This is a genomic window from Luteococcus peritonei (genome assembly GCF_039526385.1).
GTDB classification, from domain to species: Bacteria; Actinomycetota; Actinomycetes; order Propionibacteriales; family Propionibacteriaceae; genus Luteococcus; species Luteococcus peritonei.
Map to the genome: position 1 here is coordinate 90,112 of NZ_BAAAIX010000001.1, position 13,354 is coordinate 103,465.

Genomic DNA, 13,354 nt, shown 5'->3' on the forward strand with positions numbered 1-13,354 from the left:
CAGCCCTCCGGCGCCCAGCCCACCGCGGGCCAGCGCGCGGCCTCGACCCAGCGTGGGGCATCGGCCCAGCACAGCCGCCAGCAGCGCGGCCGCTCCGGTGCCACCGCGGTGCCGCGCTCCGGCCGGCTCGGGGCCCTGGGCGAGGCGCTCAATGCGCCGCTGGCCTCCTGGTACCTGGTGCTGGTCTCCTCCAGCCTGCTGGTCTTCCTGGGCGCGCTGATGGTGCTCTCTGCCTCCTCGGTCTACTCCCAGTCGATCTCGGACAACCCCTGGTACATCGCCCAGCGCCAGCTGATGTTCCTGGTGCTGGGTCTGCCGCTGGCGTGGTGGGTGAGCCGCCGCGAGGAGAGGACGCTCAAGACCCTGGGCTGGGTGGGCTTCATCGGGGCGCTGGTCCTGCTCCTGCTGGTCTTCGTGCCGGGCTTCGGTGACGACGCCGGCAAGGGCAACCTGGCCTGGCTCAAGCTGGGCCCGATCCGGATCCAGCCCTCCGAGTTCGCCAAGCTGGGCCTGGTGGCCTGGTCGGCGGCGGTGATCGCCGCGAAGGAGAAGGTGCTGGACCGGCCGCGCGAGCTGGCCTTCCCGCTGCTGGTGGGCTTCGCGCTGGTGGAGATCCTGGTGCTGGCCCAGAAGGACCTGGGCACCGGCCTCGTGATCGCCGCCATCATCTTCTCGATCCTGTTCGTGATCGGCGTCCCGGGCCGGATGCTGGGCGCGCTGGGCGGCGTCGGCCTGCTGGGTGTGGCCTTCCTGGTCATCACCAGCCCGAACCGGATGAAGCGCATCCTGATCTTCTGGGGTGCCAGCGATGCCGACCCCAATGCCTCGCAGCAGCCGATGTCGGCCATCTACGCCCTGGCCTCCGGCGGCTGGTGGGGCAGGGGACTGGGCTACTCACGCCAGAAGTGGGGCAACCTGAACGACGGCGCCCAGAACGACTTCATCTTCGCCGTGCTCGGCGAGGAGCTGGGCCTGATGGGCACGCTCGCCGTGCTCTGCCTGTTCGCGGTGCTCTGCTATGCCGGCTACCGGATCGCGATGCGCGCGGACTCCATCTTCATCCGGGTGCTGGCCGCGGCCACCACCAGCTGGCTGATGTTCCAGGCGCTGGTCAACATCGGCGTGGCCATGAAGATGCTGCCCGTGGTCGGCGTCCCGTTGCCCTTCATCTCCGCCGGCGGCTCCGCGCTGCTGGCCAACCTGCTGGCCGTCGCCCTGCTGCTGGCCTGCGCGCGCCAGGAGCCGGAGGCGCGCCGGCTGCGGGAGCGCAAGGCTGGCGGGCCCCGGCCCCGAATCACTACGGTGGTGGACGGGGACCGATGATCCCCGACGGGCACCCTGCACCACCCTTCCCCGACCTCACCGGCCGCCCGTCGCCGGACCCAGGAGCACCCATGCCCCAGACCCAGGCCGCCGAGCGCCAGCAGGCGCCGCGCGTGGTGCTCGCCGGCGGCGGCACCACCGGACACATCGCCCCCATGATCGCCACCGCGGAGGCCCTGCAGCGCCTGGCCCCCGGCGCCGCGCTGGTCTGCATCGGCACCACGAAGGGTCTCGAGGGGCGCCTGGTGCCGCAGGCCGGCCTGGAGCTGCGGATGATCCCGCCGGTCCCGCTGCCCCGCAAGCCCGGGCCCGACCTGCTCAAGGTGCCCGCCCGGCTGGCCGGCTCGGTGCGCCGCGCGGGCGCCGTGTTGGACGAGCACGGGGCCCAGGTGGTGGTGGGCTTCGGTGGCTATGTCTCGCTGCCCGCCTACCTGGCCGCCCGCCGCCGGGGCATCCCGGTGGTGCTGCACGAGGGCAATGCCGTGCCCGGGCTGGCCAACAAGGTGGCCGCCCGCTTCGCCCGCCGGGTGCTGGCCTCCTTCCCCGGCACCCCGCTGCCGCGCGCCGAGGCCGTCGGCCTTCCGCTGCGCGCCTCGCTGACCGAGCTGGCCCGCCTGGGCCGCACCAGCGGCGCCCGCCAGGCCCGCGAGGAGCTGGGTCTCGACCCCGATCGAGCGACGCTGCTGGTCACCGGCGGCTCCCAGGGCGCCCGCAGCATCAACCAGGCCACCCTCGCCGCCCGCGACGAGCTGCTGGCCGCCGGCGTGCAGGTGCTGCACGTGCTGGGCCCCCGCAACCTCACCGAGCAGACCATCGCCACCACCCACCCGACCACGGGGGCGCGGTACGTGCCGGTCGGCTATGTGGACGGCATGGAGCGCGCCTATGCCGCGGCCGACCTGATGGTCTGCCGCTCCGGTGCCGGCACCGTCTGCGAGGCGGCCTCCACCGGGCTGCCCGCCGTCTTCGTCCCGCTGCCGCACGGCAACGGCGAACAGGCCCGCAATGCCGACGCCCTGGTGGCGGCCGGCGGCGGCGTGCTGGTGCCCGATGCCGAGGTCGACGGCCCCCGGCTGCTCGCCGAGGTGCTGGGCCGGATCACCGATGCGGACCAGCTCGCCACCATGGGGCGGGTGGGGCCCGGCCTGATCGCCGCCGACGCCGCCGACCGCGTGGCCCAGGTCGTGCTGGACTGCTGCCAGCCGGCTCCCCGTGGAGAAGGAGAAGACCATGCTGCGTGAACCCGTCGAGGTGCTGCCCGCCGAGCAGGTGGGGCCGGTGCACTTCATCGCCATCGGTGGCGCCGGCATGAGCGGCATCGCCGAGCTCTACCACCAGCTGGGCGTCGAGGTCTCCGGTTCGGACCAGGCCGACTCGCCCACCCTGCGCCAGCTGGCCGCCGACGGCATCCGCACCCACGTCGGGCACGACGCCGCACAGCTGGGCCAGGCGCGCACGGTGGTGGTCTCCTCGGCCATCCGCGAGGACAATCCGGAGCTGGCGGCCGCCCGCGAACGAGGGCTGCGGATCTGGCACCGTTCCACCGCCCTGGCCGCGCTGATGCTGGGCCGCGAGGGCGTGGCGGTGGCCGGCACCCATGGCAAGACCACCACCACCGGGATGACCTCGGTGATGCTCACCGAGGTGGGTGCCGATCCCTCCTATGTGATCGGCTCCCCGCTGGCCAGCACCGGCCGCAGCGCCCACCTGGGGGCGGGGGAGGCCTTCGTCGTGGAGGCCGACGAGTCCGACGGCACCTTCCTGCAGTACCCGGCCACCATCGCCGTGGTGACCAATGTGGAGGCCGACCACCTGGACAACTGGGGCACCCCGGAGGCCTACCGTCGCGGCTTCGAGCGCTTCACCACCGGCGAGCACGTGCGCGCGGTGGTGCTGGACGGCGACGACCCGATGGCCGCCGAGCTGGGCCAGTGGCTGCGCGAGCAGGGCCGCACGGTGCTGGCCTACGGTGAGCAGGCGGACTGCGAGCTGCGGCTGTCCCACCTGGACTTCGAGGGCACCACCGCCGGCTGCACCATCAGCCATGACGGGTGGACCGGACGGCTGCAGCTGCAGGTGCCGGGCCGCTACAACCTGGGCAATGCCGCCGCCGCCTTCGCGGTGGGTCGGCTGCTGGGCCACCAGCCGCAGGCGCTGGTGGAGGCGATCGGCAGCTTCACCGGAACCCTGCGACGCTTCCAGCTGGTGGGCGAGGCCGCCGGGGTGCGGGTCTACGACGACTACGCGCACCACCCCACCGAGGTGCGTGCCGCGCTCACCGCCGCGCGCAAGGCCGCCGGCGAGGGCCGCCTGGTGGCCTGCTTCCAGCCCCACCTGTACAGCCGCACCAAGGAGTTCGCCACCGACTTCGGCGAGGCCCTGGCACTGGCCGACCTGGTGGTGCTCACCGATGTCTACGGCGCCCGCGAGGACCCGATGGAGGGCGTCGACGGCACCCTGGTGCTGGACGCCGCCCTGGCGGCCGGGGCGCAGGCCGTCTACGTACCCAACAAGGCACACCTGCACAATGCGCTGGCCGAGCTGGTGGCGCCGGGCGACCTGGTGATGACCCTGGGTGCCGGCGACGTGACCCTGGTGGGTCCGCTACTGGTGGAGCAGCTCGGTGGGCGCGAGGGTGAGCGGTGACCGCTGGGGAACCGGCCGAGCAGCGGCGTCCCCGCCCCGCCACCCCCACCGACGTCTCGGCGGCCATCGCGGAGCGCCGTCGGCGGGAGCGCCGTCGGCGCCGCCTGCTGGTGGGCGCGGTCGCCGGCCTGCTGGCGCTCTCCCTGCTGCTGGTCTGGCTGGTGCGCTTCAGCTCCGTGCTGGCGGTGCGCACCGTCGAGGTCACCGGCACCCGCCTGGTGGACGCGAAGCAGGTGGAGCAGGCCGCCGAGGTGCCGCTGGGCACCCCGATCGCCCGGCTCGAGACCGGGCCGGTGGCCCAGCGCGTGGTGGACCGGCTGACACCGGTGGGCTCCGTGCGGGTGCGCACCCGGCTGCCGGGCACCGTCGTGCTGGAGGTCAGCGAGCGCACCCCGGTCTACGAGCGGCGCACCGCCACCGGCTACCAGTGGGTGGACGCGGCGGGCGTGATCTTCCACACCGAGGCCAAGCACGCCAAGGGACGCACCATCGTCACCACTCCCGGCGTGCAGAACCGCACCCTGGCCGACATCGCCACCGTGGTGGCCGCCCTGCCGCCGGCGCTGGCCCAGCGGGTGGACCACGTCACGGCCGCCAGCGGCGACGACATCGTGCTGGTGCTGGACAAGGGCCAGCAGGTGCGCTGGGGCAGTGCCGCCGCCAGTGCCGACAAGGCGAAGGTGGCCATGGTGCTGCTGGGGCAGAAGGCCACCGTCTTCGACGTCTCCAGCCCGGGCAGCCCCAGCACCCGCTGACCGGGTCAACAGCGGCCTTCGGGAATCCTTCAGCCACGGCCTCAAGGTCTGGTTGAGAGTCTGCAGGCAACCTTCAAGCGCTGTTGGACACGGCTTTTGCCCCTCTCATAGCCTGTGGGGGTCAACCGATGCGTCGTTGCGCCGCCCCCCTGATGCGGGCGCCGTGCGGGCGTGCCGGAGCCCGGAACGTACAAGAATTGAGGCGGGATCCCCGTGGCGAGTGCTTCGCAGAACTATCTGGCAGTGATCAAGGTCGTCGGCGTGGGTGGCGGCGGCGTGAACGCCGTCAACCGCATGATCGAGGCCGGCCTGAAGGGTGTCGAGTTCATCGCGATCAACACCGACGCCCAGGCGCTGCTGATGAGCGATGCGGACGTGAAGCTCGACGTCGGCCGCGAGCTGACCCGCGGTCTGGGTGCCGGCGCGGATCCCGACAAGGGTCGCCAGGCCGCCGAGGACCACGCCGACGAGATCGAGGAGTGCCTCAAGGGCGCCGACATGGTCTTCGTCACCGCCGGTGAGGGTGGTGGCACCGGCACCGGTGGCGCCCCCGTCGTCGCCAAGATCGCCCGCTCGCTGGGCGCGCTGACCATCGGTGTGGTGACCCGCCCCTTCTCCTTCGAGGGCAAGCGCCGCTCCACCCAGGCGGAGGAGGGCATCTCCCGCCTGCGCGACGAGGTCGACACCCTCATCGTGATCCCCAATGACAAGCTGCTGCAGATGACCGACCACCAGGTCGCGATCCTGGACGCCTTCAAGCAGGCCGACCAGGTGCTGATGCAGGGTGTCTCGGGCATCACCGACCTGATCACCACCCCGGGCCTGATCAACCTGGACTTCGCCGACGTGAAGTCCGTGATGAGCAATGCCGGCTCCGCCCTGATGGGCATCGGCTCGGCCCGCGGTGAGGACCGCGCCCGCGCCGCCGCCGAGATGGCCATCTCCAGCCCGCTGCTGGAGGCCTCCATCGATGGTGCCCACGGCGTGCTGCTCTCGATCGCCGGTGGCTCCGACCTGGGCCTGTTCGAGGTCTCGGCCGCCGCCAACCTGATCGAGGCCGCCGCCCATGACGAGGCGAACATCATCTTCGGCACCGTGATCGACGACGGCATGGGCGACGAGGTCCGCGTCACCGTGATCGCCGCCGGCTTCGACGGTGGCCAGCCGCCGCGCCGCCAGCCCGGCGTCGCCGCTCGTCCCGGCCTGAACCTGAACGGCACCCGCAACACCTCGCTGACCCCGCCGTCGGCCCAGACCACCCCCACCGCCACCCAGGTGGCGCGTGGCCCGATGGTCACCGGCTCCTCGGCCACCAGCCCGGCCAGCCCCGCTCCCCAGCAGCAGCCGCCGGCCCAGCCCGCCGCGCCGACCTACCAGGCCCCGGCCCAGCAGCCGGCGCAGCAGCCCTTCGAGCAGGCGCGCACCCCGCGTCCGGCCGATGACGACGACCTGGACATCCCGGACTTCCTGAAGTGACCGGGCTGTCCTGAGGCTCCGGACGGGGCGCGACCTGCGGGTAGCGCCCCGTCCTCGCGTCTAGGCTCGTGCCATGTTCAGCTTCCTGGAGCGCAGCGCCGGAGTGGGGGTCGCCTTCACCGACCGCCACGGCGGGGTGAGCGACGAGCACCTCGGACCGCTCAACCTGGGCCGCACCGACGTCGACGGGCCCGAGGCCGTCGGGCGCAACGGCGAGCTGGTGGCCGCCGAGCTGGGGGTGCGCCACTGGGTGGCCACCCACCAGGTGCACGGCGCCGAGGTGCTGGTGGTGGACCGCGACTTCCTGTCCGGCTGGGGCCCGCGCAGCTGGCTGGGGGCCGATGCCGGCCAGCCGCCGCTGGTGCCGGCCGATGCGATGGTCACCGTCGAGCCCTCGACCGCCCTGGTGATCCGGGTGGCCGACTGCGTCCCGGTGCTGCTGGCCGCCGTCGACGGCAGCGTGGTGGGTGCCGCCCACGCGGGCCGCGCCGGTTTCGACCTGGGGGTGCTGCAGGCCACCGTGGAGCAGATGCGCGAGCTGGGGGCCGGCCCGATCCGGGCCTGGATCGGGCCGCACGTGTGCGGGGAGTGCTACGAGGTGCCCGACGAGATGGCGGCCGCGGTGGAGGCCCGGCATCCCGGGGTGGCGGTGCGCAGCCGCTGGGGGAGCGCCGCCCTGGACCTGGGCGCGGGTTGCGCGGCGCAACTCGCGGCCCTGGGCATCGCGGCCGAGCGGCGTGACCCCTGTACGCTCACCACCACGGACCTGCACTCCCACCGTCGCGACGCCGAGCGTGCCGGCCGGCTCGCCGGCATCATTTGGCGCGTGTCGTGAGCCGGGTGGATCGCCCGTGCCCGGCCGAGCGGGTAACCTCGACATGACGTCTTTCAGGAGGGGCAACACATGCCGGACAGCATCAAGAAGGCCGCGCGCTGGCTCGGGCTGGTCGAGGACTCGCGCTACGACTACGACGAGGTCGACGGCGAGCTGACCGAGGAGGTCTTCAGCGACGCCGACTACGAGCCCTCCCAGATCACGCCGCTGCCCGAGCGTCGCAGCTCCGGCGGCGGTGCCACCGCAGTTGCCACCGCCTCCTCCCAGGTGGTCGGCCAGAGCCAGCCGAAGGCGGCCCCCGTGCAGCGAACCGCAGACCTGACCCGCATCATCACCGTGCACCCGCGCACCTACAACGAGGCGCGCACCATCGGGGAGCACTTCCGTGACAGCGTGCCGGTGATCATGAACCTCTCCGACATGGAGGATGCCGACGCCAAGCGCCTGGTGGACTTCGCGGCCGGCCTGATCTTCGGGCTGCGCGGCACCATCGAGCGCGTCACCAGCAAGGTCTTCCTGCTGTCCCCGCAGAACGTGAACGTCACCGCGGAGGACAAGGAGCGGATCGCCGCGGGTGGCTTCTTCAACCAGAGCTGATCCCGGCCGACGGTTCCCTCAACCTGGGTTGAGGTCTTCTTGGCGCCCCCGAAGCGGCCGCGCTAGCCTTGACAAGGACCCGACGGGTCCGTGCAGAAGGCTGCATGCCATCAACGTGCTGGGAGTACTACCGAAATGACGCTGACCCTGGAGGACGTGAAGAACGTCCGCTTCCGCATCGCCAAGCGACAGGGCGAGGGCTACATGGCCACCGAGGTCGACGAGTTCGTCGACCGCGTGGACGAGACCTTCGGCACAATGCTCGAGGAGAACGAGCGGCTCAAGGCACAGCTCGACGCCCTCGACGGCAGCGCGGGCGAGGCCGGTCAGGCCGACAACTCCGAGCTGGAGGCCGAGAACCAGCGGCTGCGCGCCGAGCTGGAGCAGGCCCGCACCGCCGCCCCCGTCGCCCCCGTCGCCGACGACAGCCAGGACAGCGCCGAGCTGGAGCTCCTGCGCCGCGAGAACGCGGAGCTGCGCGGACAGCTGGACGGTGCCCGCAGCGAGCTGGAGCAGGCACGCGCCACCACCGGCCTGACCGTGATGGACGGCAACCAGAGCGGCACCGGCCGCGTCGAGAAGATCGTGGTCACCACCGCCGCGCAGGCCAGCCCCGCCGTCACCCGTCTGGTGCAGCTGGCCACCGAGCAGGCCGAGGCCGTGGTCTCGGAGGCCGAGAACGAGGCCGCTCGCAAGGTGGAGGAGGCCAACCGCCAGGCCCACGAGGTGACCATCGACGCCCAGACCCGCGCCGAGCGGATCCAGTCCGAGGCCCGCGTGAACGCCGACCAGATGACCCAGGGCGCCCGCGCCGAGGCCGAGCGCGTCGAGTCCGAGGCCCGGGCCCGCAGCGAGGCCCTCACCACCGATGTCGACAACCGTCGCCGTGAGCTGTTCACCGCACTGGAGAGCGAGCGCGACGAGCTGGTCGGCAAGGTGGACCACCTGCGCAGCTTCGAGACCAGCTACCGCAGCAACCTGGTCAACCACTTCCGCAGCCAGCTGGACGCGGTGGAGAACAGCCGGATGGAGCCCTCCGAGGCCCCGGCCCTGCTCACCGAGGAGCGCCCGCAAGCCCCGGTCGGCCAGTCCGCGGCCGCGCCGCAGGCGGCCGGGCAGTCCGCCACCCCGCGCCTCGACGCCCTGCTGGCCGAGGGCAACTGAGCCCACCTCCGGTCCGCCGGAGACCAGCGCGAAGGCCCCGCCGTCCCACCGGACGGCGGGGCCTTCGTCACCCGCTTGCGGCATCGCTTGACAACGGGTGTATCTTCGCAGCTCAGAACCAGATCACCCGGGGGATCCCTTCCTCCGCGGTGCCCCACGACAGGAGCACAGCCCATGGCCACCACCAGCAAGGCCCAGCCCCCCGCCGAGCTTCCGGTTCGCGAGGGCGAGGAGGCCTGGACCGCCGACGAGGTGGCCGAGGTTCGCCAGGAGCTGACGGACGAGATCCAGCGCCTCCAGAAGGCCATCGAGGTGCACGAGCAGGAGCTCGCAGGCCTGATGCGCGAGGGCAGCGACGGCGCGGGTCGTGACCCGGCCGATGTCGGCTCCTCCAACTTCGAGCGCGACCAGGAGATGAGCCTGCACGCCAACCAGCGCGAGATGCTGGACCAGGCCCAGCTGGCGCTGGCGCTGTTCGACGAGGGCCGCTACGGGCTGTGCGAGAACTGCGGCCAGCCGATCGGCAAGGCGCGCCTGCAGGCCTTCCCGCGCGCCACCATGTGCGTCTCGTGCAAGCAGCGCGAGGAGCGCCGATAACCATCGTCGAGAACCAGGCAGGCGCCCGCGCCGTGCGGTCCGTGGAGGAACCGCGCGGCGCGCGTGCCGTGATGGCCGCGACCGCGTTGGCCGGTGTCGTGCTGGACCAGTCCAGCAAGGCGCTGGCGGTCGCCCGACTGGATCCCGAGAACCCGCCCCGGTTGCTGGGCGGGCTGCTGCGGCTGCAGCTGATCCGCAATCCGGGGGCCGCCTTCTCACTGGGCTCCGGGGCCACCGTGGTCATCTCGCTGCTGGCCCTTGCGGCCGCCCTGGCCATGGTGCTCGTGGTGGCGCCCCGGCTGCAGCAGCGTTGGCAGGGCCTGCTGGCGGGCCTGGCCACCGCCGGCATCGTGGGCAACCTGCTGGACCGGCTGCTGCGTCCGCCGGGCGTGCTGCGCGGCCACGTGGTGGACTTCTTCCAGCTGCCCCACTTCGCCATCTTCAACGTGGCGGACATCTTCATCACGCTCACCGCCGTGGTCCTGGTCGTGCTGGCCTTCCGCGGCGAGGGCGAGGACCGCGAACAGGAGCGTCGATGAGCGTGCTGCTGGTGCCCGACGGCCTGGACGGTGACCGCGTCGACGCGGCGGCCGCCCGGATGACCGGCCTGTCCCGCTCCCGCCTGGCGGACCTGGTGGCCGCCGGTGCGGTGCGGCTGGACGGTGCCACCGTCGACAAGCCCTCGGTGCGGGTGCGCGCCGGCGCGATGCTGGAGGTGGACCTGGAGGCCGTCCCCAGCGGGGTGCAGGTGACCCCGCAGGAGGTCGAGGGCGTGCGCATCGTGCACGACGACCGCGACATCGTCGTGGTGGACAAGCCGGTGGGCGTGGCGGCCCACCCCTCGCTGGGCTGGGAGGGTCCCAGCGTCGTGGAGCACCTGGCCGGTGCGGGTTTCCGGATCTCCACCAGCGGGGCCGCTGAACGCCAGGGCATCGTGCAGCGCCTCGACGTGGGCACCTCCGGGCTGATGGTGGTGGCCAAGAGCGAGCAGGCCTACACGGTGCTCAAGCAGGCCTTTCGCGACCGCACCGTGGACAAGACCTACCACGCCCTGGTGCAGGGCCATCCGGATCCCTTCCAGGGCACGATCGACGCCCCGATCGCGCGCCACCCCGGCTCGGAGTGGAAGATGGCGGTGGTGGAAGGTGGACGCCGCTCGGTGACCCACTACGAGACGCTCGAGGCCCACCGCGCGGCCACCCTGCTGCAGATCCATCTGGAGACCGGCCGCACCCACCAGATCCGGGTGCACATGGCGGCCTTCAAGCATCCCTGCGTCGGGGACCCCACCTACGGCGCCGATCCGGTGCTGGCCGCGAAGCTGGGGCTGGAGCGGCAGTGGCTGCACGCCGTCGAGCTCTCCTTCACCCATCCCGGCACAGGGGAGTGGGTCACCTACCGCTCCGGCTATCCCGATGACCTGGCCCACGCCCTGGAGCTGGTGCGTTCCGGGTGAATGGCGGGCGGCCGGAGGGCCACCGGCCGGGGTGCGACATCTGACCAAAGCTTGGCAACCGCCTGTGAAGCCCTGCCCACGGCACGCCCAAGGGGTAGGGTGAAGTACGTGCGTAGAGCAAAGATTGTGTGCACGCTCGGGCCGGCGACGTCGACCCCGGAGCGTATGGAAGAGATCATCGCAGCGGGCATGGATGTCGCCCGCCTCAACATGAGCCACGGTGACTACGCGGAGCACGAGAAGAGGCTCACCCTCACTCGTGACGCCGCGAAGGCCGTCGGCCGTACGGTCGGCGTGCTCGCCGACCTGCAGGGACCCAAGATCCGTCTCGGCCGGTTCGCCGAGGACAAGGTGACCCTGACCTTCGGGCAGACCTTCACCATCACCACCGACGACATCCAGGGCGACGCCACCCGGTGCTCGACCACCTTCAAGGGCCTGCCCGGCGACGTGAACCCGGGCGACTCGATCCTGATCGACGACGGCCGCATCGGCCTGGAGGCGGTCGAGGTCACCGACACCGACGTGATCTGCAAGGTCACCGTCGCGGGGCCAGTCTCCAACAACAAGGGCATCAACCTGCCCGGCGTGGCCGTCAGCGTTCCCGCCCTGAGCGAGAAGGACGAGCGCGACCTGCGCTGGGCCCTGGGCAAGGGCGTCGACATGGTGGCGCTGTCCTTCGTCCGCTCGGCCGACGACATCAAGCGCGTCCACGAGATCATGGACGAGGAGGGTCGCCGGGTGCCGGTGATCGCCAAGCTCGAGAAGCCGCAGGCCATCGAGAACCTGGACGCCATCATCGACGCCTTCGACGCCTTCATGGTGGCCCGCGGCGACCTGGGTGTGGAGCTGCCGCTGCAGGAGGTGCCGCTGGTGCAGAAGCGCATCGTGCGCGCCGCCCGCACCTGGGCCAAGCCGGTCATCGTCGCCACCCAGATGCTGGAGTCGATGATCTCGGCCCCGCGCCCCACCCGGGCCGAGGCCTCCGATGTGGCCAATGCCATCCTCGACGGTGCCGACGCGGTCATGCTCTCCGGCGAGACCTCCGTGGGTGCCTACCCGATCGAGACCGTGCAGACCATGGCCAACATCGTGGAGAGCACCGAGGAGCACGCGATCGGGTCGATCAACGAGATCGACTGGGATCCGCACACCACCGGCGGCGTGATCGCCAAGGCCGCGGCCGAGGTCGCGGAGCGGATCGGCGCCAAGTACCTGGTGGCGTTCACCAAGTCGGGTGACACCGGCAAGCGGCTGTCGCGGCTGCGTCCCAACATCCCGATGGTGGTCTTCACCCCCGACGAGTCGACCCGCCAGGAGATGACCCTGGTCTGGGGCGCCACCGCCCGCACCACCCCCGAGTTCACCAACATCGAGGAGATGGTGCAGGCCGTCGAGGCCATCCTCGTGGAGGAGGGCATGGTGGAGGTCGGCGAGCGCATCGTCATCGTCTCCGGCTCGCCGATGGGCGTGCCCGGCAAGACGAACTCGCTGCGGGTGCACAAGGTCAAGCCCCGCGGCATGGACGCCTGAACCGAGATGTCGTGAACGGACGGCGGATGCCCTCGGGCGTCCGCCGTCCGTCGTCTCCCGGCCGGGAACCGGTGCGCCCTTGTGCAACAATTGGCGTGCTTCCCGGCCCGGGTGGCGGAACGGTATACGCGGACGGCTCAAACCCGTCTGGTCGAGAGACCTTAGGGGTTCGAATCCCCTCCCGGGCACCGTCGCCCGGATCCGCCAGCCGCCCCGATCCGCTGAGGCAAAGCTGTGACAGCGCGCCCCAGGTCACCGGGTGGGGCGTAGGCTGTCGGATGTCCGACCCACAGGTCAGACCACATGAACCGCATGTTTCCCGGCACACCCACAACGCAAGGATGCACCGTGAGCAAGACCACCGAAGAGAACAACCGTCCGCGACCCCGCGTCCTGGTCGCCGAGGACGAGGCACTGATCCGCATGGACCTCGTCGAGCTGCTCGGCGACGAGGGCTATGACGTCGTCGGCCAGGCCGGGGACGGCGAGGAGGCCGTGAAGCTGGCGCGCGAGCTGACCCCGGACCTCGTGGTGATGGACGTCAAGATGCCCAAGATGGACGGCATCACCGCGGCCGAGAAGATCGCCGAGGAGCGCATCGCGCCGGTGGTCATGCTGACCGCCTTCAGCCAGCGGGACCTGGTGGAGCGCGCCCGCGAGGCCGGCGCCATGGCCTATGTGGTCAAGCCCTTCGACGCCTCCGACGTGGTGCCCGCCATCGAGATCGCCATGGGCCGCTTCGCCGAGATCCGCGCCGTCGAGGAGGAGGTCGCGGACCTGGAGGAGCGACTGGCCTCCCGCAAGGCCGTCGACCAGGCCAAGGGGCTGCTGCAGGAGGGGCTGGGGCTGAGCGAGCCGGAGGCCTTCCGCTGGATCCAGAAGACCGCCATGGACCTGCGCATCTCGATGCGTGAGGTGGCCGAGAAGGTCATCGCCCAGGGCAAGGGCGGCAAGTGAACCATCGGCTCTGAG

12 protein-coding genes, 1 tRNA gene and 1 pseudogene are annotated in these 13,354 nt (G+C 71.8%); all 14 read left to right on the forward strand.

Going from position 1 to position 13,354, the window contains the following annotated elements:
* The first annotated feature begins 135 nt into the window (after positions 1–135).
* Complete coding sequence (gene ftsW / locus ABD073_RS00445) at positions 136–1,323, forward strand: putative lipid II flippase FtsW (RefSeq protein ID WP_386751650.1); 1,188 nt, start codon at positions 136–138, stop codon at positions 1,321–1,323.
* Positions 1,324–1,394: 71 nt separating this feature from the next.
* On the forward strand, positions 1,395–2,564 hold the full coding sequence (gene murG / locus ABD073_RS00450) for an undecaprenyldiphospho-muramoylpentapeptide beta-N-acetylglucosaminyltransferase (protein ID WP_343871723.1): 1,170 nt from the start codon (positions 1,395–1,397) through the stop codon (positions 2,562–2,564).
* Entirely contained in the window at positions 2,554–3,969 is a 1,416-nt protein-coding gene (gene murC / locus ABD073_RS00455) for a UDP-N-acetylmuramate--L-alanine ligase (RefSeq protein WP_343871724.1), read from the forward strand. The genes murG and murC overlap by 11 nt, the downstream gene beginning before the upstream one ends.
* The gene (locus ABD073_RS00460) at positions 3,966–4,724 is read left to right on the forward strand and encodes a cell division protein FtsQ/DivIB (protein ID WP_343871725.1); all 759 of its coding nucleotides are present in this window, start codon (positions 3,966–3,968) and stop codon (positions 4,722–4,724) included. The genes murC and ABD073_RS00460 overlap by 4 nt, the downstream gene beginning before the upstream one ends.
* Positions 4,725–4,937: 213 nt before the next feature.
* Positions 4,938–5,925 (forward strand): annotated as a pseudogene (ftsZ, locus tag ABD073_RS00465) (cell division protein FtsZ); the annotation flags it as partial.
* A 348-nt stretch (positions 5,926–6,273) separates the two neighbouring features.
* Positions 6,274–7,035: a purine nucleoside phosphorylase YfiH/LACC1 family protein gene (locus tag ABD073_RS00470; protein ID WP_343871727.1), complete on the forward strand. Its 762-nt coding sequence runs from the start codon at positions 6,274–6,276 to the stop codon at positions 7,033–7,035.
* Positions 7,036–7,104: 69 nt separating this feature from the next.
* Positions 7,105–7,632, forward strand: a complete 528-nt coding sequence (locus ABD073_RS00475) for a cell division protein SepF (RefSeq protein ID WP_343871729.1) — start codon at positions 7,105–7,107, stop codon at positions 7,630–7,632.
* A gap of 135 nt (positions 7,633–7,767) precedes the next feature.
* A complete protein-coding gene (locus ABD073_RS00480) occupies positions 7,768–8,796 on the forward strand; it encodes a DivIVA domain-containing protein (protein WP_343871730.1) in 1,029 nt (342 codons plus the stop codon).
* A gap of 174 nt (positions 8,797–8,970) precedes the next feature.
* A complete protein-coding gene (locus ABD073_RS00485; RefSeq protein ID WP_343871731.1) occupies positions 8,971–9,393 on the forward strand; it encodes a TraR/DksA family transcriptional regulator in 423 nt (140 codons plus the stop codon).
* A gap of 71 nt (positions 9,394–9,464) precedes the next feature.
* Positions 9,465–9,932 (forward strand): signal peptidase II, encoded by a 468-nt coding sequence (gene lspA, locus ABD073_RS00490; RefSeq protein ID WP_343871782.1) that lies wholly within the window; start codon positions 9,465–9,467, stop codon positions 9,930–9,932.
* Positions 9,929–10,849 carry an RluA family pseudouridine synthase gene (locus ABD073_RS00495; protein WP_343871732.1) on the forward strand — a complete coding sequence of 307 codons (921 nt, stop codon included), beginning with the start codon at positions 9,929–9,931 and terminating at the stop codon, positions 10,847–10,849. The genes lspA and ABD073_RS00495 overlap by 4 nt, the downstream gene beginning before the upstream one ends.
* Positions 10,850–10,957: 108 nt before the next feature.
* Entirely contained in the window at positions 10,958–12,382 is a 1,425-nt protein-coding gene (gene pyk, locus ABD073_RS00500) for a pyruvate kinase (protein WP_343871734.1), read from the forward strand.
* Positions 12,383–12,487: 105 nt separating this feature from the next.
* A tRNA-Leu gene (locus tag ABD073_RS00505) sits at positions 12,488–12,570 on the forward strand.
* A 124-nt stretch (positions 12,571–12,694) separates the two neighbouring features.
* Entirely contained in the window at positions 12,695–13,339 is a 645-nt protein-coding gene (locus tag ABD073_RS00510; RefSeq protein WP_386751651.1) for an ANTAR domain-containing response regulator, read from the forward strand.
* The last annotated feature ends 15 nt before the right edge of the window (positions 13,340–13,354 follow it).